At 49.9% G+C, this 24,491-nt stretch carries 26 protein-coding genes; 16 read left to right on the top strand and 10 right to left on the bottom strand.

Translation table 11 applies throughout. The features are described from left to right. Positions 1-21: 21 nt before the first annotated feature. On the top strand, positions 22-1,014 hold the full coding sequence (locus ACT53C_RS00270) for an NAD(P)H-dependent glycerol-3-phosphate dehydrogenase (protein ID WP_338655133.1): 993 nt from the start codon (positions 22-24) through the stop codon (positions 1,012-1,014). A 20-nt stretch (positions 1,015-1,034) separates the two neighbouring features. Here the strand turns inward: ACT53C_RS00270 and ACT53C_RS00265 are convergent, their stop codons facing one another. From ACT53C_RS00265 to ACT53C_RS00250, 4 genes are all read right to left on the bottom strand, one after another. Continuing rightward, on the bottom strand, positions 1,035-1,457 hold the full coding sequence (locus ACT53C_RS00265; RefSeq protein WP_476144257.1) for a cupin domain-containing protein: 423 nt from the start codon (positions 1,455-1,457) through the stop codon (positions 1,035-1,037). A 148-nt stretch (positions 1,458-1,605) separates the two neighbouring features. Next, the gene (locus tag ACT53C_RS00260) at positions 1,606-2,217 is read right to left on the bottom strand and encodes an FKBP-type peptidyl-prolyl cis-trans isomerase (protein WP_275356176.1); all 612 of its coding nucleotides are present in this window, start codon (positions 2,215-2,217) and stop codon (positions 1,606-1,608) included. A gap of 309 nt (positions 2,218-2,526) precedes the next feature. Continuing rightward, complete coding sequence (gene groL / locus ACT53C_RS00255) at positions 2,527-4,167, bottom strand: chaperonin GroEL (protein WP_194748563.1); 1,641 nt, start codon at positions 4,165-4,167, stop codon at positions 2,527-2,529. Between the two features lie 175 nt (positions 4,168-4,342). Continuing rightward, entirely contained in the window at positions 4,343-4,630 is a 288-nt protein-coding gene (locus ACT53C_RS00250; RefSeq protein ID WP_194748562.1) for a co-chaperone GroES, read from the bottom strand. A gap of 467 nt (positions 4,631-5,097) precedes the next feature. Between ACT53C_RS00250 and ACT53C_RS00245 the strand changes: the two genes are divergently transcribed. After that, complete coding sequence (locus ACT53C_RS00245; RefSeq protein ID WP_476144255.1) at positions 5,098-5,991, top strand: choice-of-anchor A family protein; 894 nt, start codon at positions 5,098-5,100, stop codon at positions 5,989-5,991. A 256-nt stretch (positions 5,992-6,247) separates the two neighbouring features. On the opposite strand, the gene ACT53C_RS00240 is transcribed toward ACT53C_RS00245, so the two are convergent. Beyond that, positions 6,248-6,856 (bottom strand): TetR/AcrR family transcriptional regulator, encoded by a 609-nt coding sequence (locus ACT53C_RS00240; RefSeq protein WP_313986947.1) that lies wholly within the window; start codon positions 6,854-6,856, stop codon positions 6,248-6,250. A 136-nt stretch (positions 6,857-6,992) separates the two neighbouring features. Here ACT53C_RS00240 and ACT53C_RS00235 point away from each other — a divergent pair, with 136 nt between their 5' ends. From ACT53C_RS00235 to ACT53C_RS00185, 11 genes are all read left to right on the top strand, one after another. Then, positions 6,993-7,790, top strand: coding sequence for an SDR family NAD(P)-dependent oxidoreductase (locus ACT53C_RS00235; RefSeq protein ID WP_476144254.1), 798 nt, complete (start codon positions 6,993-6,995; stop codon positions 7,788-7,790). Positions 7,791-7,838: 48 nt separating this feature from the next. Further along, positions 7,839-8,744, top strand: a complete 906-nt coding sequence (locus tag ACT53C_RS00230; protein ID WP_476144253.1) for an alpha/beta fold hydrolase — start codon at positions 7,839-7,841, stop codon at positions 8,742-8,744. Between the two features lie 99 nt (positions 8,745-8,843). Beyond that, positions 8,844-10,235, top strand: a complete 1,392-nt coding sequence (locus ACT53C_RS00225) for a DHA2 family efflux MFS transporter permease subunit (protein ID WP_476144252.1) — start codon at positions 8,844-8,846, stop codon at positions 10,233-10,235. A gap of 16 nt (positions 10,236-10,251) precedes the next feature. Next, complete coding sequence (gene fabF / locus ACT53C_RS00220; RefSeq protein WP_476144251.1) at positions 10,252-11,526, top strand: beta-ketoacyl-ACP synthase II; 1,275 nt, start codon at positions 10,252-10,254, stop codon at positions 11,524-11,526. A gap of 89 nt (positions 11,527-11,615) precedes the next feature. Further along, positions 11,616-12,491 carry an alpha/beta fold hydrolase gene (locus tag ACT53C_RS00215; RefSeq protein ID WP_476144250.1) on the top strand — a complete coding sequence of 292 codons (876 nt, stop codon included), beginning with the start codon at positions 11,616-11,618 and terminating at the stop codon, positions 12,489-12,491. A gap of 201 nt (positions 12,492-12,692) precedes the next feature. Next, complete coding sequence (locus tag ACT53C_RS00210; RefSeq protein ID WP_476144249.1) at positions 12,693-13,625, top strand: NAD(P)-dependent alcohol dehydrogenase; 933 nt, start codon at positions 12,693-12,695, stop codon at positions 13,623-13,625. A 2-nt stretch (positions 13,626-13,627) separates the two neighbouring features. After that, on the top strand, positions 13,628-14,329 hold the full coding sequence (locus ACT53C_RS00205; RefSeq protein WP_476144248.1) for a helix-turn-helix transcriptional regulator: 702 nt from the start codon (positions 13,628-13,630) through the stop codon (positions 14,327-14,329). Between the two features lie 330 nt (positions 14,330-14,659). Beyond that, a complete protein-coding gene (locus ACT53C_RS00200; protein WP_313986928.1) occupies positions 14,660-14,824 on the top strand; it encodes a hypothetical protein in 165 nt (54 codons plus the stop codon). A gap of 267 nt (positions 14,825-15,091) precedes the next feature. Continuing rightward, positions 15,092-16,345 (top strand): glycosyltransferase family 1 protein, encoded by a 1,254-nt coding sequence (locus ACT53C_RS00195; protein WP_476144247.1) that lies wholly within the window; start codon positions 15,092-15,094, stop codon positions 16,343-16,345. A 3-nt stretch (positions 16,346-16,348) separates the two neighbouring features. Further along, positions 16,349-17,491 (top strand): UDP-galactopyranose mutase, encoded by a 1,143-nt coding sequence (gene glf / locus ACT53C_RS00190; RefSeq protein WP_476144246.1) that lies wholly within the window; start codon positions 16,349-16,351, stop codon positions 17,489-17,491. 45 nt (positions 17,492-17,536) lie between these two features. Beyond that, a complete protein-coding gene (locus ACT53C_RS00185; RefSeq protein ID WP_476144245.1) occupies positions 17,537-18,619 on the top strand; it encodes a glycoside hydrolase family 1 protein in 1,083 nt (360 codons plus the stop codon). A 49-nt stretch (positions 18,620-18,668) separates the two neighbouring features. Here ACT53C_RS00185 and ACT53C_RS00180 read toward each other — a convergent pair whose 3' ends face one another. The 4 genes from ACT53C_RS00180 to ACT53C_RS00165 all read right to left on the bottom strand — a co-directional run bounded on the left by ACT53C_RS00180 (position 18,669) and on the right by ACT53C_RS00165 (position 22,031). After that, positions 18,669-19,157: a hemerythrin domain-containing protein gene (locus tag ACT53C_RS00180; RefSeq protein WP_476144244.1), complete on the bottom strand. Its 489-nt coding sequence runs from the start codon at positions 19,155-19,157 to the stop codon at positions 18,669-18,671. 203 nt (positions 19,158-19,360) lie between these two features. After that, positions 19,361-20,329 carry a hypothetical protein gene (locus ACT53C_RS00175; protein ID WP_476144243.1) on the bottom strand — a complete coding sequence of 323 codons (969 nt, stop codon included), beginning with the start codon at positions 20,327-20,329 and terminating at the stop codon, positions 19,361-19,363. A gap of 170 nt (positions 20,330-20,499) precedes the next feature. Then, positions 20,500-21,756: an MgtC/SapB family protein gene (locus ACT53C_RS00170; RefSeq protein ID WP_476144242.1), complete on the bottom strand. Its 1,257-nt coding sequence runs from the start codon at positions 21,754-21,756 to the stop codon at positions 20,500-20,502. Between the two features lie 77 nt (positions 21,757-21,833). After that, a complete protein-coding gene (locus ACT53C_RS00165) occupies positions 21,834-22,031 on the bottom strand; it encodes a hypothetical protein (protein ID WP_476144240.1) in 198 nt (65 codons plus the stop codon). Between the two features lie 224 nt (positions 22,032-22,255). Here ACT53C_RS00165 and ACT53C_RS00160 point away from each other — a divergent pair, with 224 nt between their 5' ends. Both ACT53C_RS00160 and ACT53C_RS00155 read left to right on the top strand, forming a co-directional pair. Then, positions 22,256-22,675: a hypothetical protein gene (locus ACT53C_RS00160; protein WP_476144239.1), complete on the top strand. Its 420-nt coding sequence runs from the start codon at positions 22,256-22,258 to the stop codon at positions 22,673-22,675. A gap of 96 nt (positions 22,676-22,771) precedes the next feature. Next, on the top strand, positions 22,772-23,107 hold the full coding sequence (locus ACT53C_RS00155) for an ElaB/YgaM/YqjD family protein (protein ID WP_313986906.1): 336 nt from the start codon (positions 22,772-22,774) through the stop codon (positions 23,105-23,107). Positions 23,108-23,189: 82 nt separating this feature from the next. Here the strand turns inward: ACT53C_RS00155 and ACT53C_RS00150 are convergent, their stop codons facing one another. Beyond that, positions 23,190-23,903 (bottom strand): Crp/Fnr family transcriptional regulator, encoded by a 714-nt coding sequence (locus ACT53C_RS00150; RefSeq protein WP_476144238.1) that lies wholly within the window; start codon positions 23,901-23,903, stop codon positions 23,190-23,192. Between the two features lie 175 nt (positions 23,904-24,078). On the opposite strand from ACT53C_RS00150, the gene ACT53C_RS00145 reads away from it, so the two are divergent. Next, positions 24,079-24,486, top strand: coding sequence for a hypothetical protein (locus ACT53C_RS00145; RefSeq protein WP_476144237.1), 408 nt, complete (start codon positions 24,079-24,081; stop codon positions 24,484-24,486). Positions 24,487-24,491 lie beyond the last annotated feature (5 nt).

Below are 24,491 nucleotides of genomic sequence, written 5' to 3'. Positions count from 1 at the left end.
GACTGATCAGGATCCATCCAAATGAGTAAAGTTGCCGTTCTTGGTGCAGGTGCCTGGGGTACTGCACTTGCCATGCATATTGCCTTGCAGCACGATGTGGTGTTGTGGGCGCGTAATAGCGGGCACGTTTCTGGCATGCGCAAGGCGCGTGCCAATCCGCTGTATCTGGGTGACTTTGCTTTTCCTGAAAAACTCTCGGTAGAGGATGATCTGGCTGCAGCGATTGACGGTGCCGATTTGATTTTATCAGTGGTGCCTACGGCGGGTTTCCGGCCGATTTTGCAGCAACTCAAAAGTTTGGGCATACAACAGCCCTTGATCTGGGCCAACAAAGGCCTGGAGCCGCAAACGGCAAAACTGCCTTTTGAAGTGGCGCAAGAGGAGTTGGGCGCAGAGTATCCGTGGGGCGTGTTAAGCGGCCCCAGCTTTGCCGCCGAACTGGTGCGAGGCCTGCCAACGGCAATTACTCTGGCTGCCAATCACCGCGAGCTGGCGCAGCAATCGGCACAGCTGATTCATGGCGGCTGCTTGCGCGTCTACGATAGCGTCGACGTGGTCGGCGCTTCGGTGGGTGGGGCGGTTAAAAACGTGATGGCGATTGCCGCCGGTATCTCTGACGGCATGGGCTTTGGTAACAATGCACGCGCTGCCATGATCACGCGGGGCTTAGCCGAAATCACCCGCTTTGGCATGGCGCTGGGTGCCAAGGCCGAGACCTTTATGGGCTTGGCGGGGGCGGGCGACTTGATTCTGACCTGTACCGGCCAATATTCGCGTAACCGTGAAGTCGGTTTGCAACTGGCTTCTGGCAAATCATTAGAGAGCATTCTGGCGGGATTAGGCCACGTGGCAGAAGGCGTCAACACTGCGCGTGAAGTCATGCGTCGTGCCGAAACCATAGACGTCGAAATGCCCATCACTTTTGAAGTCAATCAACTACTCACTAACCAGAAAACGGCGCAAGCAGCCGTCAGCGCCTTGTTGGGTCGCGGTCAGCGACAAGAGTCCGTCTAAGTTTTTTACCAGCGGCTTTATCAGCCAAGCACAGTGGCCTGAGCCGCATAGACCCGCACACTTTCCTGCTCATTGGCATCGTTACGTGCCACGAGCGCAATCGCTTCTGTGTCAGGGCTCAAATTGACTGGCTGATGCGGCACCCCTGCCGGGATGAAAATAAAGTCGCCCGCTTGATTGGTGCAGGACTTGCTCAAATTTTCACCATAAAACGTTTGCACTTCACCCTTCAGCAGGTAAATCGCCGTTTCAAAGCCTTGATGGTAATGCGGTTGCGCTTTGGCCGCTGGAGGGATCACCACGATATTCATCGAAATGCCACTAGCCCCCGCTGTCATTTGAGAGATGCCCACATAATTGGGCAGGTGCTGAATGGTATCTATGCTGTGTTCAGGGCGCACAGTCACGATTTCACCGGTTAAGTTTAATTGAGGATCTTGCATCTGTGGCGCTCGACAATGTGAAAGATTCACAAAGTCTAACAATAGCGCAGGCAGGGAGGCAAGCCGGGAATGGGCGGCCCCATGAAAAAGGGCACCCGACGGGTGCCCTGAATCTGTATTGCCTTGAATTTGTACTACTAGGACCGGCTTATTCGATAGCCAACAACTCAACCTGAAACACCAGCGTCGCATCCGGGCCAATCACCGGGCCGCTGCCGTTTGCGCCATATGCCAGGTGCGATGGGATAGTCAGCTCAAACTTGCTACCTACGTTCATCAACTGCAAGCCTTCTACCCAGCCTGCAATCACACCAGTCACCGGAAACACAATCGGTTCGCCGCGCTGATAAGAGCTATCAAACACCGTGCCGTCGGTCAGTGTGCCGTGGTAGTGGACTTTGACACGGTCGCTGGTGGTAGGCTTCGCGCCATTGCCTGCGACCAGTTGTTTATACTGCAAGCCACTTGCTGTCGTGGTTACGCCTTCTTTTTTCGCATTGTCTGCCAGATAGGCTTCGCCCGCCGCCTTGTTTTTCGCGTGGGCAGCCATCTGTCTGGCCTGGCTCTCTTGTTGTACTTGTTCCACTGTACTGCGTTTTTCGTCGTCGGTCATGCGTGAAGCATTGCCGGCCATCACATCGCTCACTGCCAGCGCCACGGCCGCAGCATCCAGCTCCAGGCCGTCATTTTGCAATTGGTGAGCCATATTTTCGCCGACGATATAGCTCAGGCGTTGAGTGAGGGTGTTTAGAGTAGTCATATGAATTCTTTCGTGAGATGAGTATGCCGCGCATTTGCGCCGCGCCATTCGCCATTATGGCGGAGAATGACAGATAAAACAAAACCCGCAGAAGCGGGTTTTGTTTGTGTGAATGCTTATTAGGGCATTTCAACTTCAATGCCAAGGTGAAGCTTGGTGTTGAAACATTTTCGACGCAGACAGTACATGAAGTACGGCAAGGACTAAATGTCAAAACTAACGACGCATCACCGATGCAGGGAAGATTGAAATGACATCATGCCGCGCCACTGTTTTGTATGGTCGGCAATGATGTCATCCAAGCAAAGGCTACATCATGCCGCCCATGCCACCCATACCGCCCATATCACCACCCATTGCTGGTGCATCTTCTTTAGGCAGCTCAGCCACCATGCAGTCAGTGGTCAGCATCAGGCCAGCCACAGAAGCCGCGTGTTGCAAGGCAGAGCGGGTCACTTTAGTTGGATCCAGTACGCCCATCTCAACCATGTCGCCATAGGTTTCGTTGGCTGCGTTGTAACCGTAGTTGCCTTTACCGGCAGCCACGTTGTTCACCACGACTGATGGTTCAACGCCAGCGTTCTGGGTGATCTGACGCAGTGGCTCTTCAACCGCACGCAGAACGATCTTGATACCGGCTTCTTGATCCAGGTTGTCACCTTTCACTTTGGCAATCGCTTCGCGGGCACGAATCAATGCCACGCCACCGCCAGCCACAATGCCTTCTTCAACCGCAGCACGTGTCGCGTGCAATGCATCTTCCACGCGGGCTTTTTTCTCTTTCATTTCGATTTCAGTCGTCGCGCCAACCTTGATCACGGCAACACCGCCAGCCAGTTTGGCCACGCGCTCTTGCAGTTTTTCACGGTCGTAGTCGCTAGAAGCTTCTTCGATTTGTGTTTTGATTTGAGTGATACGGGCCTTGATCGCTTCTTCGTTGCCAGCACCGTCAATGATGATGGTGTTTTCTTTGCCCACTTCGATGCGTTTGGCTTGACCCAGATCGTGCAGTTGTACGGCTTCCAGTTTCAGGCCCACTTCTTCAGAGATCACAGTACCGCCAGTCAGAATCGCAATGTCTTCCAACATGGCTTTACGACGGTCACCAAAGCCTGGGGCTTTAACTGCAGTCGTTTTCAGGATACCGCGGATGTTGTTCACTACCAGGGTTGCCAGCGCTTCGCCATCAACATCTTCAGCGATGATCAGCAATGGACGGCCAGCTTTTGCCACTTGTTCCAAGGTTGGCAGCAAGTCACGGATGTTGGAGATTTTTTTGTCGTGCAACAACACGAATGGGTTGTCCAGCAACGCGATTTGACGCTCTGGGTTGTTGATGAAGTATGGAGACAGGTAACCACGGTCAAACTGCATACCTTCAACCACATCCAGCTCGTTGCTCAGGCCTGAACCGTCTTCAACAGTGATCACGCCTTCTTTACCCACTTTGTCCATTGCATCCGCAATGATCTGGCCAACAGAGGCGTCAGAGTTAGCAGAGATCGCGCCAACTTGGGCGATTTCTTTGCTGGTAGTACAGGGTTTGGATTGTGCTTTCAGGTCAGCTACAGCAGCTTCAACCGCTTTGTCGATACCGCGCTTCAGGTCCATTGGGTTCATGCCCGCAGCCACAGACTTCATGCCTTCACGGATGATGGCTTGTGCCAACACAGTCGCAGTCGTTGTACCGTCACCAGCGATATCATTGGTTTTAGAAGCAACTTCTTTCACCATCTGTGCGCCCATGTTTTCGAACTTGTCTTTCAGTTCGATTTCTTTAGCCACAGACACACCATCTTTAGTGATGGTTGGCGCGCCAAAAGAACGCTCCAATACCACGTTACGGCCTTTAGGGCCCAAAGTTACACGAACAGCGTTAGCCAATACGTTAACGCCATTTACCATTTTTTGGCGAACGTCATCACCAAATCTTACGTCTTTAGCTGCCATTTAAATTCTCCTAAATACTTCAATCAGTTTTACTAGAAATTGTTTAAAACCATGACGTGCTGAAACGGGATGAGTGCAAGGCGCATAAAACGGCTTTGGCGAAGACAGTACATAAAGTACGGCGAGCCAAAACGGCTTTATGCAACGCAGCAATCGCCCGTTGCAAGCCGTCAAATTACTCAACAATCGCCATAATGTCTTCTTCGCGCATGACCAACAGCTCTTCGCCGTTGACTTTCACTGTTTGGCCGGAGTATTTGCCGAACAATACTTTGTCGCCGACTTTCACGTCCAAAGCGATAGCCTTGCCGTTGTCATCTTTTTTGCCATTGCCAACTGCCTGAACCACACCTTGGTCTGGTTTCTCTGTTGCACTGTCAGGGATCACAATGCCAGAAGCAGTAGTGCGCTCTTCAGCAGCGCGTTTAACAATTACACGGTCGTGCAACGGACGAATGTTCATGAGATTCTCCTTGGAGTTTTCCTAAAGTGTTATAGGGATAACGTTAAAACTAAAACAATCAAAGCGGTACGCATTTTAGCACTCGCGCACCTTGATTGCTAATTTGGGGCGGGATTTTTTGATTTCAAGGGCTAACACATAAAAATTTTATGGTTTTTTGTCGTTTGTAATTCAACTTGAGATTTTTGCAATTCAAGTCGAGAGTTTGATTTCAGTAAAATCAGAGAGTTACAACAACAGTCAAGGGTAATACCAAGCAACATTTACACTAAGAAAGCCTGTACTACAGGCTTTCTTATTTTATAGCTATTGTTTTCGATATCTAATTATCATCAGTAGTGGCGATTCATTAATCCCTTGAAGATGGGATGAGGTAAAATACCCGTTTGGGCTAATGCACATCACTGCATTTTAATGTTAAATGCAACAACGACAATCTAAGATTGAATTGAGCTTTTGGAGTACAGATGAAATTAATTAATGGTTTGATACTTACCGCAGCCTTTTTCGCGAACCAGTCCTTCGCTAACACTATTGATTTAGGTGTAGCACGTGACTATAACGTATTTGTTTTTGGCAACTATGAAAGCAATAACTGGAACTCAATTTCTGGAGCCGTGGCAGTTGGTGGGAATGCAAACATCAGTACTTCTACCATTTCTAATTCAGCAAATAATAGTTATGGCCTTGTTGTTGGTGGAAATCTAACCAAATCATATGGCAATGTTACTGGTACGACGTGGGTCGGCGGTAGTGTTACTAAGCCCCAGTACGATTACTACAATAGCTATTCAACTGCCGCAACTTCTCCAATTGATTTTGTATCAGCTAAGACTCAATTAAACTCTCTCTCTGACAATCTTGCGGCAACAGCTTCGACCGGTTCCGTAAGTTACAACTATGGAACCAATGGATATCTGTCAGGTACAGGGGGCAGTGTCGAATATTTCACGCTTTCGGGTTCTGATTTATCCAATATCAACAACTGGAGTTTCTCTAACATTGCATCAGGTTCAACATTGATCCTGAATGTCTCTGGAAGCTCGGTGAATCTTACCGGTGGGTGGTCTGCATTCAGTGCTTATAATGTATTGTTTAACTTTTACGATGCCACATCCTTGACTCTTAACAACATCAACTTCAGTGCAAGCATACTAGCCACGGATGCGACAATTCACGGTAGCAGCGGAAATGTGACCGGAACTGTAGTGGCTAATAATTGGAATAACTCTCTCACATTAGGAAATAGCAAATTTTCTTCTGTAGCTGTGACAACACCTGTTCCAGAGCCTCATAACTATGCTTTATTGATGATGGGGTTTATAGTCATACTCGGTTTTAGGGCGAGGAAAATTAACTAACGTTTATCACTGATATAAAAAATAAAGGCCGCATATGCGGCCTTTATTTTTTGACTTACTTAAGACTTGATAAGTAGGCAGTGTATTAAATTTGGCTGTGTTTGCTGATGTGTGGGCTAGTTTGTTAGGGTTAAATCTCAACTTATGTTACAAATAATTTGGAAATTCTGTTTGCAATAAATTTTATAAGTATTTGATTTATATTTATTTGATCTTTGGTTAAATTGCAGACGACACCACAGTTATAGATACCCCCTTATTTGCTCGGCCAATTCAACATCGCTACATTAACCATCCTTTTGAGTTCTTCTTGAGTGGCGCCATTGACTGCTTGCACTGACATTCCTTGATGTAGAGTAGCTAAATATTTAGATAAATCAACGGCATTTAAGTCAGGCGATAAATCACCTTCCAGTTTTGCCAACTCAAATCGCTCAGTTAACAAGCCTTCATAATGTTTTCTATACTGAATAAGCTGCTCTTTGATGATCTGTGCGCCTTCACCGCATGAAAGGGCACCTTGCACGATCATGCATCCCTTGGGATGTGCTTCACTAGTTAGAAACTCTGCGCTACTTAATAAAAACTTTTCTGCGACTTTGCGCGCTGTTGGCTCTTTCATCACCATCCTCACAAATGAAGCTGGACCGGAGACATACTTAGAAAGCGCTTGCCTAAACAATTCTTCCTTATTGCCAAACGCAGCATACAAACTTGGCTTATTCACACCGAGCGTGGAGGTTAACTCGGCCATTGAGGCGCCTTCATAGCCCCTTTCCCAAAACACTTTCAAAGCCTTGTCCAGGATCACCTCGTTATCAAACATTTTGGGGCGACCTCGTGTCTTTTTTAACTCTTCAGTCATCTCAATTTTCTTCACTTAAGTAATTTATACCAATTGTTACAAAAAAATGTTGACAGAGCAAATTTTGTTGCATAGTATTTATGTACCGATTGGTATTTATATATACATAACTGTTAAACCGTAAAGAGGTGAAAGAATGAATGCAGTGAATAAACTTGGGACAGCATTGATCACAGGTGCATCAACTGGGATTGGGGCTGTGTATGCAGACCGACTAGCAAAGCGAGGGTATGACTTGATTTTGGTGGCACGTGATCAAGCAAAGCTGCAAAAAGTAGCAGATGGTATTAAGAGTGCATCTGGAAGTCAGGTAGAAATCATGCCGGCCGACCTGACCCTCAAGGCTGATTTATTAAAAGTCGAAACACGCTTACGGGAAGATAGCAGTATTACCCTGCTGGTGAATAACGCAGGCGGTGGTGCGTCTACGACGTTGGTTGAGTCTAATATGGATGCGATGGAGACCATGATTCAATTGAACATCACCGCGCTCACACGACTCTCCGGCGCAGCAGCCAAACGATTTTTTGCTGAAGGCAAAGGTGCCATCATCAATGTTGCCTCAGTGCTTGCCTATATTCCTGAAATGTTCAATGGCGTTTACAACGCAACTAAGTCTTATGTGGTGATGTTTAGCCAATCCATGCAGCATGAACTTGGTGACAAAGGGGTGCGCATTCAGGTGGTGTTGCCAGGTGCGACCGATACGCCGTTCCTGGACAAAGTGAATATGCCAGCAAGTCACTTGCCGCCTGAAATGGTGATGAAAACTGATGATTTGGTAGATGCCGCGCTAAGAGGATTTGATTTGGGCGAGGTGATCACTATTCCATCTTTGCCAAATATTGAGGATTGGCAAGCATTTGATGCGGCAAGAAAAGCATTGGGGCCGCATTTGTCATTAGCTAAACCAGCGAATCGTTACCTGAGCTAATCACCACCTAAGAACCCAATCATCCATTTGACTGAACAGGAGATATTCGTGAATAAAATTTTAAGATCATTGTTACTCATCGCCACTACCTTATCCATCATAGAGTCAGGCACGGCCTTGGCTGCAGATAAACTGGAGACAGCGGCCACAAAATTTGTAGAGGCCAATGGCATTAAATTCTCTTACCGCACTTTAGGCTCTCAATCAGGTACTCCATTAGTGCTCCTTCAGCACTTCACTGGCAATATGGATGCCTGGGATCCGGCGGTAGTGAATGCCTTGGCCAAGAATCGTCCAGTGGTTGTATTCAATAACAGAGGCGTTGGTGCTACGAATGGAGTGGTTGCCGACAACATCGCACAAATGACCACAGATGCTTATGCGTTTATTCAAGCGCTGGGCTATAAGCAAGTGGATGTGTTGGGGTTTTCGATGGGTGGGTTTGTTGCCCAAGAACTTGCTGCGCAACATCCAGAACTGGTTCGAAAAGTGATTCTCGCCGGGACTACCCATCAAGGCGGTGGCAATCATCTGATGAAAGTATTGGGTGAGGCTTTTTCCAGAGCCAATGCGCCAGATCCTCGCGACTATCTGTTCTTCTCTCAAAGTGATGCAGGGAAGCAAGCCGCCGCTGCATTTTTGTCTCGCGACTATGCCAGAAAAGAAGGGCGTGACCCTGAAAGTGGTAAGGAGATTGCAGATGCACATGGCAAGGCCTTAATTGTATGGACGAGCACACCTGATCCTGAATTCAAAACGTTAAAAGCCATTCAACAACCGGTTTTGGTGGTGACGGGTAGCAATGACACCATGTTACCAACCGAGGGTTCGATTACCCTATATAAGCAGCTTAAAAATGCGCAATTGCTGTTATATCCAGACTCCAATCACGGTTCGATTTTTCAGTACCATGATTCGTTTGTAAACACAGCTGAGTTCTTTCTGAGTCACTAAGCGAACACTGGCCGCAACGAATCAAGGCGTTGTGGCCAGTATTACTAATACGCCTAAGTCAAATCAGAGAATGTCATGAACTCAAACATACAGCAGTTAGTGTCTGCAAATAAAGCAATCCCGGCAGCTTGGCGGGTATTCGCAATCGCCAGTATTGCGATTTTTATGTCCTCCCTGGATACGACGATTCTGTATGCTGGGTTCAATAATATTCTCAGTAGCTTTCCGGACTCTACTGCCGCTGATCTATCCTGGGCGATGAGCGGCTACTCTATTGTCTATGCTGCCATGCTGATCCCGGCGGGTGGTATTGCAGATAAATTTGGGCGTAAAAAAATATTCACATTAGGCACCTTGTTATTTATCAGTGCCTCATTTGCATGCGGTGCCGCCCCTAGTGTCTCATGGCTTATTGTCGCCAGAGTTTTTCAATCTATCGGTGCTTGTCTGCTGACCCCCTCTGCATTGGCGCTGGTATTGGAGGCGTTTCCTCGCGAGAGGCGGTCAGTCATCATGGGTGCTTGGGGCGCTGTTGGTGCTTTGGCCGCGGCATTAGGTCCGGGGATTGGTTCCTGGATTATTGATGTAGGCGGCTGGCAGTGGGCATTTTTTATCAACATCCCGATTGGATTATTTTGCATATGGCAAAGCTTAGCTGTATTGCATGAGTCGGTTCAGCCAAGAGCGCATATGCGGCTTGATCTCGTCGGCATGTTGCAGTTGGTCGTCGGTGTGGGAGCAATTGCGTTTGCGATTGTTGAGATGAAGTCGCCTAGTTGGAATCCCTATGAGTTAACAGCCATTCTGATATTAGGTTGGGTGTTGCTGGCAAGTTATATTCCTTGGGCGAAGTTTTACCCAGAACCATTGTTTGACCTCAGCCTGTTTAAAAACAAAACCTTTTTATTTGCAAACCTGGCAGGCATCACCTTCGGGATTGCGTTTTCCATCATGTTTTTTTCATTCTTTTTTTGGATGAAGAATATATGGCATTTAAACCAGTCCTTAGCCGGTGCGTCTGTCATGCCAGGGCCACTGATGGTTGTGCCTACCGCATTGGTTGCAGGGAAAATAGCCTCCAAAGTGGGACATCGTCCTTTGCTTATCACAGGCACCATGACCTACGCCCTCAGTGGGCTGTGGTTTTTAATGGTCCCCGATACCACCCCTAATTATCTGGCTACATGGCTACCGGGTTTACTATTAAGCGGCATCTCTGTCGGCTTGGTCATGCCCTCTTTATCCGCTGCCGCCATGTTTGGTTTGCCGCAAAAAGACTATGCCGTTGGTTCTGCCATCAATCACGCTGCCCGCCAAATTGGCACGGTGATAGGTGTGTCCATCACCGTGTTATTCCTTGGTAAAGCACTGCTCAAGCCGGGTGACTTTATCCCAACGTACAGCATACATATTGCATTGGCGCTCATCACGGCCATGTTATGTATCCCGATCAATACCCACCCAAAACAACTTGCCAATTTAACTCAATAGGCCTTTAGGGAAATTTATGATGAAACGTATTGTGATTACTGGGATGGGCGCAGTCAGTCCGCTTGGAACAGGCGTTGACTTGGCATGGAAACATTTGTTGGAGGGAAAGTCTGGGATCTCTGCGCTCCCTGATGCGTTGGCAGAAGGCAGTCCAGTCAACATCGCCGGTTGGGTTAAGCCATCAGAACTTGATCCGAGCATGGGGCTCAATTTGTCTGAATATCTCGATGCAAAAGAGTTAAGACGCTCTGACAGATTTATTCAATTTGCTCTGATTGCCGCTAACGAGGCCATTCAGCAAGCCCAGTGGCTACCGATGACTGAGATTCAAAAACAACGCACTGCCACCATTGTCGCTTCAGGGGTGGGTGGTTTCCCAGCCATTGCACATGCAGTCCGCACAGGCGAAGCAGTGGGTGTGGGTAAGCTCTCGCCATTTACGATTCCATCATTTTTGGTCAATTTGGCGGCTGCGCAGATAGCACTTAAACACCAATTCCAAGGACCACTCGGTGCTCCGGTTACCGCCTGTGCAGCAGGCGTACAAGCGATTGGCGATGCGGCCAGGATGATTCATGCCAATGAAGCCGATATCGCAATCTGTGGAGGGACAGAAGCTTGTATTGATAAAGTCAGCCTCGGTGGGTTTGCAGCCGCAAAAGCACTGAGTACAAGATACGCTGCAAGCCCTGAGTCAGCCTCAAGACCGTTTGACACACATCGTGATGGGTTTGTGATGGCAGAGGGGGCTGGTATTTTGGTGATTGAGTCCTATGAACACGCCATGGCGAGAGGTGCAAAACCGCTTGCTGAATTAGTGGGATATGGAACCACTTCTGACGCCTACCATATCACCTCCAGCCCCGAGGAGGGTTCCGGTGCTGCCAGGGCAATGATGATTGCCCTTAATCAAGCACACATATCTCCCGAGGCCGTTGACCATATCAATGCGCATGCCACGTCTACCCCCATGGGAGATGCAAGTGAACTGGCAGCCATCAGAACTGTGTTTGGTCAGCGTCATGCCCAACCTGTGATCAGTGCCACAAAGTCTTCCACTGGACATTTGCTGGGCGCAGCGGGCGGTCTAGAAGCCATTTTTACCATTAAAGCAATTGAAGCGCAGTGTTGCCCACCCACAATCAATTTGTACGCGCCAGATGCGCGGGCAACTGGGCTGGCGATTACGACACAAGCTCCCATTCATCGACATCTTGAATATGCCCTTTCGAATGGGTTTGGATTTGGCGGGGTTAATGCATCTGTCATTTTTAAACGTTTTAACGGTTGAGCATGATGGATCAAACCTGGGGGGTGATCACTTAAATATCACTTCACTCGAAATGATAAGTACTAATTAATTTGATAAGGGAGAATGAAATGAGTGATGCACCAACAGATCTTAAATTTAACGGAGAGGAATTTTTTGTCACGCTTAAAGATGGAGAAACGGTTCGAGTCATTAAAACAGGGAGTGGAGAACCGCTGCTTTTAATGCATACGATCAGAACGCAAATTGAGTTGTTTAGCGAGATGATTCCATTTTATGCGAGCAAATTTACCGTCTATGCCATCGATTTGCCTGGCCACGGTCAATCGTCCATCAATAAGAAAATCAACTACGACGAGCCCTATTTGAGAGCCTCTGTGCTTGATTTAATTGATCAGCTGAATTTGACCAATCTCACCTTAATTGGTGAGTCTATTGGCGCGACACTGTCTCTCACGGTCGCTGCACAAATCCCAGATAAGATTAAGCAGGTGATTGCGGTCAATACATACGATTATGAAACGCGTTACGCAGATGGCATCCGGCGTGGCAACGTTATTGCCAACTTTATGATGTGGAATTACTCAATTCCCATCAATGGGGCGATTTTTGCTGCACTTGAGAATCGATTTTTCTTGAGCCTGGTGATGAATGGCGGCGTCACAAAAATCAAAAAAATCCCAACCTGGTTAATGACAATGTTTGATAAAACAGGACATCGGCCGGGCTACAGTTTTCTTGGCAGGAACATATTAAAAAACTGGCGCAGTTGGGCGCAGGCCACTGATCAATATCATAAGATCAAAAGCCCTGTAATGCTGATATACGGAGAAAATGACTGGTCAAGACAAGCCGAAAGATATTTGACTTGGAAGAAAGTACCAAACGCAACGCTTGAGACCATCACAGGTTCTGGGCATTTCCTCAGCGTGGATAATCCAGAGGATTTAAAAAAGACCATATCCCAATACTTGCAGGCAAATTAAGTCAAACCTCAGCCTGAAAATGTGACATTACATTTTCAGGCTTAAAGCCCATTGCCTAAGCAATGGGCTTTATTTATTGGCTAAATATGTTGAAGATGGTGACAAAATCTGGCATGTGCACTGTTTATAGTAAGCATTTCAATACTCCATCGAAATGAATATGAAGAAGTGTATAACTATCCAGAAACAAAGCGTGTCCGCATGAAGCGCATTCAGTACCATCAATATGGCGGGGCAAGTATGATGCGCCTGGAGGAGTTTGAAGTGGAAGCTCCCGGCAAGGGCCAGCTGCTTGTGAAGGTGAAATATGCTGCAATCAACCCCATCGACTGGAAGTTACGCAATGGCACGATGAAAATCCTGACCGGAAACACCTTCCCACGGGCAATGGGTTTGGACTTCTCGGGGACGGTGATTTCAACTGGTAGAGGGGTGACACGCTTTGCTCCAGGCGACCATGTGTTTGGCATGGCAAGACTGAAACAGGCCGGCGCGTTCGGCGAGATGCTAGTCACCAATGAGTCCTTTGTGACACACAAACCGGATACAGTCTCGTTTGAGGATGCAGCCTGTTTGGCGACGCCTGGCATTATGGCGTGGAGAGGGTTGGTAGAAAAATCCCGCCTGAGGGCTGGTCAACATGTATTTGTGAACGGTTGTGCCGGGGCTGTTGGGATAGCAACGATTCAGATCGCGCAGATGCTGGGGGCCATCGTCTCTGGCAGCTGCCGCCGTGAAGACATGGAAAAAATGCAAAAAATGGGATTAGCCCATGTCTACGACTATCGAAAAGTGGATTTGCATGCCCTGACGCAAAAGTTCGATATTGTCTACGATACCTCAACAACCATTTCCGCAAGCACAGGGATGAAGCTACTCAAGAAAAATGGTGTATTTCTTGATCTTGACCCGAAACCAATGAAATTCCTGCGGGCGATTTTCTCTAAAAACTATCAGGTGCTGGTAGGCAGTCCGAGCGAGTATACTTTGGGCAAGGTCGCAAAAGCGGCGGCACTCGGAAAGCTCCAATTACCGATTGGCAGAATCGTATCGCTCATTGATGGTGCAAATCTGATGAGTGAAATTGAGGGTGGACTCAAAATAGGGGGCAAAGGTGTTATTGCCATGGAGTAACAATGTCTCGTAGCCATCGCCTCAACGAACTGATGCAAGTGTTGCGTCGACATCGCGGGAGTGTTTCCGGCGCAATGCTGGCGCAAGAAACCAATGTCTCGTTGAGAACGATTCGCCGTGATATTGCAACGTTGCAGGCCATGGGTGCCAAAATTGATGGCGCAGCAGGCGTAGGGTACATGTTAAAGCCTGGATTTTTGCTGCCACCGATGACATTCAATGAAGACGAATTGCAAGCTTTGGTCGCAGGCGCGCAATGGGTGAGTCAACAAACAGATCAAGCGCTCGCGCTTGGGGCTCAAAATGCACTGGCAAAGATTGGAGCAGTCATTCCTGCGGACATGAAACTATTCATGGAGGATGACATGCTTTATGTCGGCGAAAGACCATTTGTCGTAGATTTTGATTCAGGCGTAGTGCGTTATGCCATGCGCGAGCAAAAAAAACTCAAAGTGGCCTATATCAACAAAACGGGTGACACTTTGGCGTATGTGATCTGGCCGCTTATTTTAGGGTTCGTCGATTCGCGGTGGTCCATTGCCGCGTGGTGTGAGTTACATCAGGCATTTAGAATCTTTCTCGTAGATCGTATTCTGGAGATCAGTGGCCTTGAAGATCACTATCCTGGCAATCGACGCCACTTGTCAAAAGAATGGCGTAATAGCGTCTGCCAAAGTACCGACAAAAATCAGTATATCGAATAACACATGCCTGGCTTAAGTGTGCGCATCGAGCGCGCCTTGAGTGTTGTGTGAATAGTGGTTGATGACTACAGAGGCATTATCTCCTCGCGCAGTATGTCAACCCGGTTTATTGCGAGCTCCATCGCTCAGCGCCCCATTCTGAAGTCTCAAATCGTGTTGTATCGCCTATTCATGCTGGATGAAAGTCTCACAAGCCAATCAGAGAAGTACGGATATTTTCAGGTGGGGATTGACCTTAAGCTCAACGCACATTGCTTCAACTGATTTTAAATCTTCCTTGACTGTTCTAAGCAGTGTGCAGTGTGTCTGGGAGCCTAAGGAGTATTGATCATGGATACAAACAAAAGTAGCAAAAAGGACTCACCAACGCGCAGCGCAGGTGAGCAGCATGAGAAGCCAGCCAATCCGAGTAGTAAAAACCAGGACAACCATTCAGGTTCTGCATCTAAGGACAATAAAAATCACGCGTCCAAGAGCGGCAACCAAAAGCCTTAACAGTTCGATGTATTACCTAGCCTAGCGGAGTCATCTCTGTTGGGCGCAGTGTTGTCTATCGGCCTCTGTGTTTTTTAAAGAGGCGCTTGATGGCAATCGGAGCGCGATACCACAGCGCTTCTGATTGTTATCTGGCCTTAAACGCAGGCCGCTATCTCCCTCAGATTTTCCTACGAGTGAATGATGAAACAGCTGATGCCCTTCAACGGGTTTCATGATTAAGCTGTAAACAGAATCCTAACACTCAACATTACCAAGGAGCGGTCCATGAGTCGTCTGCCTTCTCAAACTACGAGCTACAAGTTTCCTTTGGAAAAAGGCAGACAGTCCATGCTCACTTTACCTGATCCAGACAAGCCGACATTACTATGTTTATCTCACTTGCGCTGGAATTTTGTTTACCAGCGACCACAGCATTTAATGAGCCGCTTTGCAAAAAACTTTCAGGTATTGTTTTTTGAGGAACCCGTTCCGAGTGAAGGCAAAACGACCTGGCTGGAAGTGATTCTTACCCCGGAGGGCGTTCGGCTGCTTATTCCACATTTGCCCGCCCAGCATATCGGCAAGCCCAAAGGCACCGCGTTGCTGAGAGGCTTGCTTGACCGGTATTTAATGATCGCGGATGCCAATCCTATTCTGTGGTATTACACACCGATGAGCCTGGCTTATACCAGCCATATCAATGCATCCATGGTCATCTATGATTGCATGGACGAATTGTCAGCGTTTGCAGCAGCGCCGCCGCAATTAATAGATTATGAACGTGCGCTGTTCAAGAAAGTCGATATCGTTTTTACCGGCGGATATAGCCTGTATGAGTCTAAATCCAGACAGCACCCGCATGTGTATCCGATTCCGAGTAGTGTGGACATCGCCCATTTTGGCGTGGCCAGGCAAGCAAACCCGCAACCGCCTGATCAGATCAATCTCCCCGGGCCGAAAATTGGTTTTTACGGCGTGATTGATGAGCGCATAGACCTTGATCTCATTCGGGCGATTGCGACTGCCCGTCCTGACTGGCAGATGATCATGGTTGGGCCGGTGTTGAAGATCGATCCGCAAAGCCTCCCCAGGTTGCCCAATATCCACTATCTGGGCCCCAAAACATATGATGCCTTGCCGATGTACTTGAGCGGTTGGGATGTGGCTTTTATGCCTTTTGCCATCAATCGGTCAACGCAGTATATCAGCCCGACCAAGACGCCTGAGTATTTGGCGGGTGGCCGTCCGGTTGTGTCCACGGCGATCCGGGATGTGGTCAGAATGTATGTAAAAAGCGAGCTGGTATTGATAGCCGAGGATAGCAAAACCTTTGTTGCTGCGATTGAAACGGCGCTTAAAATGATGCAAACGCCCTCAGTCGTCTCAGCCAAAGCAGACCAGATATTGTATGGCATGTCCTGGGATAAAACATGGCAAAAAATGAATACGCTGATGGAACAAAAACTACAGCCGAATGCAGCGATGACTGCGGTCTCGCGGGTGGTACATGACTCCGCCGTGATCCCACTGAGTGTATAGGCCATGGCCCAATTTGAGTTCGATTATCTGATTGTCGGCGCTGGCTTTGCCGGTAGTGTATTGGCGGAAAGACTGGCGGCTGACCTGAATAAACGGGTCCTGATTATTGATCGGCGGCCGCACATCGCTGGCAATGCTTTTGATTATTACAATCAAGAAGGCATTCTGATTCATCAGTATGGCCCGCATATTTTTCATACTAACTCTCAACGGATCCTGGATTATTTATCCCGATTCACCGAGTGGCTTCCCTATGAGCATAGGGTCTTGGCCGATGTAGATGGTCAACTGCTGCCTATCCCCATTAATTTAACCACGATTAATAAACTCTACCATCTGGACCTGAATGATGCGCAGGCTGAGGCCTTTCTGGCCGAGCAGGCGGAGCACGTTGCTGAGATTAAAACCTCAGAAGATGTGGTCGTGAATCAGATCGGAAGGGCCTTGTATGAAAAGTTTTTCCGCGGATATACCAAAAAACAATGGGGACTGGATCCTTCTGAGCTGGATAAGTCTGTGACGTCGCGGGTGCCGACAAGAACCAATCATGACGACCGATATTTTCTTGATGCGCATCAACAGATGCCCTTGCACGGATATACCAGCATGTTCAACAACATCCTTGCGCATGCCAATATCAAGGTGCTGCTAAATGTGGACTACCGGGAGGTAAGAGGCCGAGTCAAATTCGGACATTTGATTTTTACCGGACCGATTGATGAATATTTTGATTATTGTTTTGGTAAGTTACCTTATCGCTCCCTGAAGTTTCGCCATGTCACACTGGATCAGCCACAGTTCCAGTCTGTCGCAGTGGTCAACTACCCGGATGAAGCTATTGAGCATACGCGGATTACGGAATACAAATACCTCACTGGCCAAATCCATCATAAAACAGCATTAACGTATGAGATTCCGCAAGCGGAGGGCGATCCTTATTACCCCATCCCGCGGCCGCAAAATGCCGAGTTATACAAGCAATACCAGGCGCTGGCAGACGCCACGCCCGATGTCACGTTTGTCGGTCGTCTGGCCACTTACAAGTACTACAATATGGATCAGGTGGTCGGGCAGGCCCTGGCCACCTATCAGCGGTTGTTAGCGTCAGAGCAGGCTAGCGCAGTCCTTGACACTGTGTACGAATAGCAGGGCATTGCATTGCTGCCCTCTAAAAATTTCAATAGTTTTTTTATGGCAGGTTTTGAATGCTCAAGCCATCGCAGGGCGGATGGGCGCAGGCTAGACCTCATTCAGTCAACCAGACACGACCAATGGGCATATGCAGATTATCGTGCATTGAAGGTGCATGGCCTGCCGTCAGTACGCGATGGACTCCGCTGGCATTTGATCGAAGCGTCATCCGGCTGCTATGACTGGACCAGTTTTTTGCCTATGGTCCAAGCTGCACACCGCGCTCAGGTACAAGTGATTTGGGATCTCTGTCACTATGGCATTCCAGATGGATTGAATATCTGGCAACCGGAATTTGTGCAGCGTTTTGCCAAGTTTGCGGCAGAGGTGGCCCGTATTGTCATGCGGGAGACAGATCAGTTCCCCATCTACTGCCCCATCAATGAAATCTCCTTCTGGTCTTGGGCGGGGGGCGAGGTCGCATTTTTTAACCCGCTTGCAAGGGGCCGTGGCCTGGAGCTCAAGCATCAGTTAGTGCGTGCCACCATTGCGGCGATTGAGGCGATTCGCGAGGTTGACCCGCGCGCGCGGTTTATCACCGCTGAGCCGCTGATTCATGTGCTGCCCAGAGTAGATTGTCCCGGAGAAAAAGCACAGGCTGAAGCTTATCGCCTCTCTCAATTTGAAGCCCTGGATATGCTGATCGGCGAGTCTTGGCCGGGCCTGGGAGGGGATCCCAAATATCTGGATATGGTCGGGCTTAACTATTACAGTACCAATCAATGGTTCTTGGGGGGCGGCAAGATCTCTCCCAACGCGTCTGCTTACCGCTCGGTATTCGACATGCTTGCCGAAGTCTATTTACGATATGGGCGTACCTTGTTGATTGCAGAAACGGGCGCAGAAGGTCAAGACCGGTCAGGCTGGATAGATTACATCTGTCGAGAAGTCTGCAGCGCGCAAAAAGTGGGCATCCCGGTGGATGGGCTATGCCTGTATCCCATTGTTGACTATCCTGGCTGGGATGATGATCGGCATTGCCCCACCGGATTGTTCGGATACGCAGATGCGCATGGGGCCAGGCCGGTTGATCCTCCACTCAGAAATACCTTGTCTTTATGGCAGGCCGGTCGTGAAAGGTAATCGTATCGGCCAATCACATGCGCCACGCAGCGCAGCGCAGTGATCCGGTTTAAGCCTGCTCAGCCAGCAACGCTTGTTTTCTTGCATGCATCTTTTCCCCCAGCGCAACCATGTCCAGATTGGAGGCCTTGGCTTCGGGAAACATCTCGTCTTGTTCTTCTTTGACATGGTGGCTGACATACTCATCCAGTACCTTGATTTTGGCGTCAAACATTTCCCCGTCTGGCTCTACGCCTTCTACCTGGGCGATCAGCGATTTTAAGGTGGCATGTTCCACAATGGCTTCTGGGATCAGGGTCTTATCTTTGAGCACCGCCTTCACCCCAGGATAAAAGATTTCTTCTTCTATCTGGGCGTGGATACTGAGCTCCAGGCAAATCTGGCTGACAATTTTTTTCTTGGCGGCTTTGGTCTCGGCTTTTTCATAGTCCTTGAACAGTTTGCTGATCAGTTGATGGTCAGCCTTGAGCATGGCAGTGGCCTCCATGGCTTTTGACGTAGACGCTTTCTGGCTGGATTGATCTGGCTTGGTTTGCATCGTGTATGTCCTTAAATGGTGATCTGTAAAATGCTGATCTGTGGTCGGGGGCTTGCTGCAAAGAAAGATGCGTTTGGCGACTTAATGTACGAATAGGGCAATCAAGATAATGATTGGAATGGGAATGCCTAAAAAGAATAGAAGTAATGAGCGCATGATGTCTTCCTGAGTCAATGAGTATGGGGGGCAAAACAGTCACAGAGTTATGCATCCCGGTAGCGGCCACCACAGGCCGCAGCCAAACTGGCTGAGAATGCGCCTATGAGTAAAGAGGCAAACAGCCACAAGCTGATATAGACCGTGGCTTTACGGGCTTGCTCAGCCGTTTCTTTTGTCTTGATGGCCGCTGCTTTTTTGCTGGTCTGCATGCTGGCAAACAGCGCCTGCACCCGTGATTCGGCCTCTGCTGTGGCTAGGCCGGTCTGTTGTGAAATCAATAAACCAAGATAGCTTTTGTCTTGAGCGGGCAGCACATCGGCCAGCATCGCGTGGTTAAAAATGGGGATTGCTTCAGCCATAGGCGGCGGCGTTGTCGGTCTGTATTGTCCGGCTTCGACAGCCTCAGGGGTGGGTTGAGGTTGAGGGGTGTCTGGTCTAAACAGCGAGCCGATCAGATAGGCCATCTGCCCATGGTCAGCGCTTTCGGTCGGTGAAGCTTGGGCCTGTCTTGCACCCATCTTTGCGGCGCGATTTGCCACACCGTTTGCCACGTGAGCGTTGGCCTGTACGCCCGAGTTGACCTCTGTCCCGACGATGGAAGTGAGCAGGGTGGCGATGACCAGCGTGGCGACAGCCCAAGCCAGAAAGCCGTGTGCGGTATCCCTGAAAAACACTTCATCTTTATGTGCAGATAACCATTTTGCCCGAAGCCGGCCAGCCAGGTATCCGCCCAGGATTGCTGCCAGCAGTTGTGTGACGGTGAGCCAGAGAATGGCTGATAGGCCAAACGTTGAAGCATCAATCCCTTTGCGCATCCAGGGCGAGACCGAAGCAAAGCCCACGCCTGAGCCTAGCAGAAACAGCATCAGGCTCAGAGTCGCTGCTGCCACGGCACCTGCCAGAATCGCTCCCCAGGAAACTGCGGTGGCGTTGGCTAAGGTGTCTATGTTGTCATAGGGCGGGGGGCGGGTGTTTGTGAGCACGGCTTCGCCAGATAAAGGAATACTTGCCATGAGAGACTCCATCAACATGAATAAGGGCAAGTATTGCACTCAAAAAAGCGTTGTTCTGTGTGTTGTCCCACACAGGGGCAATTGCGCGGCTGGGCTGGATGATCGGGGGAGGTTGCGATGGCGATGGCGCATTCAAGGGCACACCATTGTATTGGGCGCTTGCGTTTTAGTTATGGATGGGCAATAAAAAACCACCATCCCAGCCAGGTCAAGATAATCTGTGCCAATACGCCCAGGCTGACGGCCTGCCAGAATGGCCGGGGCCCGGTGATGCATGCCATAAACACTTTGCTCGCCGCGTTGACTGAAAAAGCGAGCAGGATAGGGAGCGCGGCCTGACTGTGCGCCAGTTTGCCCGTGGCGACCAGCGTGGCCACGGCGATGGTCGGCGCGTGTACATCTATCAGGCCCGAAATCGCTGAAACGGCTAACAGGCCATTTAAGCCCAGCCAGTCTTTGAGCGCGGATGCCAGGATGAGCATGAGGGCAATCACGGCCGCGAGCGTGAAGGCGGTGCCGGGTTTAAAGGTTTGATAGGGCGTATAGGCGATGGGCACATTGCGTTCATGACCAGCACGCAGGCCGATAATGAGCGCATATACGGTGATGGAGAGCGCGCCAAACAGCAGTGGCCAGGCAAGCACCATCAGTGTGCTCGGGCTGATGACAAACAGCAGGAGTACGAGTTGTAAAATGGTTGCCAGGCTGGACAAGAGGGCGCCTGCAATGGCGCCGCGCATTAAATACGGTGTTTCTTTTGCGCGTTCGCCCATGGTGGTGATGGTGGCGATGCTGGAAATGAAGCCAGACAGCAATCCGATCACTGGCAGTCCGATACGTGATCCAAGCACCCTTAATACCACGTGACTGAGCGCGCCTATCACCATGACCAGGATGACAATCAACCAGAGATTTCTCGGGTTTATGGCATGGTAGGGGCCAATAAACTGGTCCGGGACCAGCGGCAGGATGACCACGGTCGCCGCTGCCAGAATTAAAAAATCGTTTAATTCTTCTTTGGACAGCATCCCCAACACAAACGCATGCAGGGTCTCTTTTGTCGCCAGCAAAATGGAGATGACCACGGCAAGCGCAGCCGCCAGTTCTGGGGCGGTGAGGCAAAGGCCGCCGAGCACCACAGACAGCATGAGTGCAATTTCTGTGGTCATGCCCGGATGTTCATTGATTTGCCTAGCGTAGGCAATCGCTGAAAACACCATGACGCAGAGGATGGCCAGCGCGAACAGCCAAAAGTGAATCAAGGCGGTGACGGCCCCAAGCAGGGTCGCCATCGTAAACGTACGTATCCCTTGTGCCGATTTCTCGGCCGCGCCTTGCCTGTGCTTTTCACGCTCAGCACCAATGATCAGCCCGATGCCGATGGCGATTGCAAAGTGCGTGACGAGACTGGTGTTCAGGGTCAACATGCGTGTGCGTTCAGCAAACCGTTCCCATGATCGGCGAAGTCTCCATCATAAAGCAATCACAGCGGCGCCGGGGTGAATTAAGGCTGCTTGGGCTGGCGCTGTGCTTCTAGCCAATCGCTGATCTGTTGATCGATATCTGCATGGGTATGCCCATATTTTTTAATGGCTGCTGTTGGCGGCTGGTCTGCGTCAGGGGATGGACGCATTGCGGCAGTGTTTGCATCCGCAGCGGTGGCGGCCGGGGTGATCGTGAGCATGGGTTTTGCGATAGGCATATTGCCATCCTTTCTGGACGGTGGGGTGAGAGCGATCAGCGTAGTGTAGGGCGTGTGATCGGTCTCCTCTGTATGCCAGCGTACAGAGCAAGGCGCGCTGATGGCGCTATATTGGGCACCAGGCAGCGGACTTGCGCCGAATCGCGGCCAACGCCCTGCGGGCACCGAGCCTTAGTTACTTTGAAAAAAGTCTTGTTGTGAGCCGCTTATTTTAGGAAATCCATATGCGTGTTTATGCTGTTTTATCGATAGCCATGGTTTGTCTGGCTACTTTTACCGCCGCCAGCGCGGCGGCCGTATCGCCGAGTGAAGTTAAAAAGCGCCAGCAGTCGGTGGCTTTTGAATACCGGGAGAGTTTAAAGGTCTGCGATACCTTGCGCTGGCATGCATATGAGACCTGCAGGGTGACCGCGGAGACTCAGCGGGCCATCAACCTTGCCGAGCTCAAAGCCAGTAGCCATCCGACGGCAAAAAGTCGCCTCGACGCACGCATGGCGCATGTTCACGGCAATTATTCGGTGGCGATCAGTACCTGTAATGGCATCTTGCGTGAAGAACGACAGGCTTGCTGGGCGGCAGCTGAAAGCACCAAAGCCAGCGAGACCCAGGAAGCAAAACGCTTCTGGGGCGGCTTGGCTGAATAAGCGTCACCTTCAACAGGCGCATGTGGTTTGAGCGCCAGCACCATACTGACGAGCAGGATGGACCTGCTTGCATTGATATCACAGGAGATCCACAACATGAATATTCGCTTGGAACAGTCCCCTCACATCAACAACGGGGAAGATGCCGCCCGCGTATTGTCGCAGGATGTGCATGCCGTCATTGCCGATGTGCAGGCTTTATTGCAGGAAACAGCGAGCCAGGGCGGAGAGGCGCTGGATGAAATTCGTCGCCGAGTCAGCCAGTCTATGGAAACCGCCAAGCAAAGCTTGCAGGACAGTGAAGCGCGGGTGATTGAGGGATCAAAAGCAGCGATCAAGGCGACAGACCAGTATGTACACCTGCATCCCTGGCAAATCGCCGGCATCGCTGTCGCCATTGGGTTTGGGTTAGGCTGGGCAGTCAAGCGCTGAATCCCATTGTATTCACCTGGCCTGTGATGCGCCGCGCTTCAAGCATCACAGGCCAGCGCTATTGCCTGGCTGCGCATCATGGCTAGTTGCTCATCATGGACAGATAGGCAAGTTTGTCATTGGCATAACATGGACAGGCGACCTTGAGTAAAGCGGTCCGGTTAAGAATATATATATGGCCGCGACTGTATTGCAGTGTTCTTAATTGCTGTAGCATGCTGGCCGCTTTGTTGATCCCCGAGCGACGGACCCCCAGCAAGCTGGCCAGCAGGGCTTGTGTCATGGCAAAGTCAGCCGCAGACACGCGGTCACTATAAGTCAGTAACAGGCTCGCCATGCGTTGTTGCACGTTGTGCAGGCTATGGCAAACAATGGCTTGGGCAAACTGGGTATGCATAACCGCCACATAGCTATCCAGCACCTTGCAAAAGTCGGTGTTTTTAAGCTTGAGGTCATACAAATGTTGCACGGGGATGCGCAGGGCTTCACAGGAGATCAGCACCTGTGAGGCATAGGGCACAATATTCACCCCCAACACCGAGGCAATACTCACCATCCCCTCTGCACCGACCAGCGTGAGCGCAATCGGTTTCTCGGTCGGCTGTTGCATGATCAGGGCGATGACGCCTCCAGCAGGAAAGTAGGCATAAGCGACCGTTTCGCCTGGCTGGTTTAACTGTTGTCCTGAGCTGAGCTCCACGACTTCGCCATGCTTGAGCAATTGATGATGGCAGTGGCGATTCAGCGGGTCTATCAGTTGATTACGGAGTGGATTACGAACGGATGGGTGTTTCATCACCACAACATAGCAGTGTCGCGGAGGCGCCTCTGTTCGTTTGCACACATGTGCTAGTTTTATCTTTGGCGTGCGCTCTGTGTGCTGCCAGACAGTCAAGCCATGACAGCGGAGGAGAATCATGCACTTGTGTCATAAGATAGATTTTTACAACCCTACCATTCAAAGGACTGCCATGAAAAGAAGACCCGGATTGATTACCATGGATGCGACGCCGCCCAACATCGAGCCCTCGCTGTATTTAAATGCTGCAGACAGTAGCGGCGGCGCGCAGCACACCTTACGCTCCGCCGGTGACACCGCCCCTGTCATTGCAACATCGCAAGTTTGGGTAGAGGCCTGGCATGGGGCCTTTTATGGCGGTGGCCTGGGCTTGCTACTCGGCGGCTATGTCTTGTTTTTTCCACAATGGGTGACGGTTTCGCCGACGTGGTATATGCAGGCGCACTGGTATACGGTGATTGCGATTACCATGCTGGCCGGAATGGGATTGATGGGACTGGGTGGGGCCATTCTGGGCGCGCACGTGATCCAGCCAAGGTGGTATCAACTGGCGAGAATCCGCACGCAGCGCAAAGGGTGAAGTAA

The organism is Methylophilus sp. DMC14 (assembly GCF_056314085.1).
Note: the sequence above shows the minus strand (reverse complement) of the source record. Positions and strands in the feature narration are given on the sequence as shown.

Coding starts and splice junctions, on each gene's coding strand:
- ACT53C_RS00270 (WP_338655133.1), top strand. CDS start 22: ATGAGTAAAGTTGCCGTTCTTGGTGCAGGTGCCTGGGGTACTGCACTT.
- ACT53C_RS00265 (WP_476144257.1), bottom strand. CDS start 1,457: ATGCAAGATCCTCAATTAAACTTAACCGGTGAAATCGTGACTGTGCGC.
- ACT53C_RS00260 (WP_275356176.1), bottom strand. CDS start 2,217: ATGACTACTCTAAACACCCTCACTCAACGCCTGAGCTATATCGTCGGC.
- groL (WP_194748563.1), bottom strand. CDS start 4,167: ATGGCAGCTAAAGACGTAAGATTTGGTGATGACGTTCGCCAAAAAATG.
- ACT53C_RS00250 (WP_194748562.1), bottom strand. CDS start 4,630: ATGAACATTCGTCCGTTGCACGACCGTGTAATTGTTAAACGCGCTGCT.
- ACT53C_RS00245 (WP_476144255.1), top strand. CDS start 5,098: ATGAAATTAATTAATGGTTTGATACTTACCGCAGCCTTTTTCGCGAAC.
- ACT53C_RS00240 (WP_313986947.1), bottom strand. CDS start 6,856: ATGACTGAAGAGTTAAAAAAGACACGAGGTCGCCCCAAAATGTTTGAT.
- ACT53C_RS00235 (WP_476144254.1), top strand. CDS start 6,993: ATGAATGCAGTGAATAAACTTGGGACAGCATTGATCACAGGTGCATCA.
- fabF (WP_476144251.1), top strand. CDS start 10,252: ATGATGAAACGTATTGTGATTACTGGGATGGGCGCAGTCAGTCCGCTT.
- ACT53C_RS00215 (WP_476144250.1), top strand. CDS start 11,616: ATGAGTGATGCACCAACAGATCTTAAATTTAACGGAGAGGAATTTTTT.
- ACT53C_RS00210 (WP_476144249.1), top strand. CDS start 12,693: ATGAAGCGCATTCAGTACCATCAATATGGCGGGGCAAGTATGATGCGC.
- ACT53C_RS00205 (WP_476144248.1), top strand. CDS start 13,628: ATGTCTCGTAGCCATCGCCTCAACGAACTGATGCAAGTGTTGCGTCGA.
- ACT53C_RS00200 (WP_313986928.1), top strand. CDS start 14,660: ATGGATACAAACAAAAGTAGCAAAAAGGACTCACCAACGCGCAGCGCA.
- ACT53C_RS00195 (WP_476144247.1), top strand. CDS start 15,092: ATGAGTCGTCTGCCTTCTCAAACTACGAGCTACAAGTTTCCTTTGGAA.
- glf (WP_476144246.1), top strand. CDS start 16,349: ATGGCCCAATTTGAGTTCGATTATCTGATTGTCGGCGCTGGCTTTGCC.
- ACT53C_RS00185 (WP_476144245.1), top strand. CDS start 17,537: ATGGCAGGTTTTGAATGCTCAAGCCATCGCAGGGCGGATGGGCGCAGG.
- ACT53C_RS00180 (WP_476144244.1), bottom strand. CDS start 19,157: ATGCAAACCAAGCCAGATCAATCCAGCCAGAAAGCGTCTACGTCAAAA.
- ACT53C_RS00175 (WP_476144243.1), bottom strand. CDS start 20,329: ATGGCAAGTATTCCTTTATCTGGCGAAGCCGTGCTCACAAACACCCGC.
- ACT53C_RS00170 (WP_476144242.1), bottom strand. CDS start 21,756: ATGTTGACCCTGAACACCAGTCTCGTCACGCACTTTGCAATCGCCATC.
- ACT53C_RS00165 (WP_476144240.1), bottom strand. CDS start 22,031: ATGCCTATCGCAAAACCCATGCTCACGATCACCCCGGCCGCCACCGCT.
- ACT53C_RS00160 (WP_476144239.1), top strand. CDS start 22,256: ATGCGTGTTTATGCTGTTTTATCGATAGCCATGGTTTGTCTGGCTACT.
- ACT53C_RS00155 (WP_313986906.1), top strand. CDS start 22,772: ATGAATATTCGCTTGGAACAGTCCCCTCACATCAACAACGGGGAAGAT.
- ACT53C_RS00150 (WP_476144238.1), bottom strand. CDS start 23,903: ATGAAACACCCATCCGTTCGTAATCCACTCCGTAATCAACTGATAGAC.
- ACT53C_RS00145 (WP_476144237.1), top strand. CDS start 24,079: ATGAAAAGAAGACCCGGATTGATTACCATGGATGCGACGCCGCCCAAC.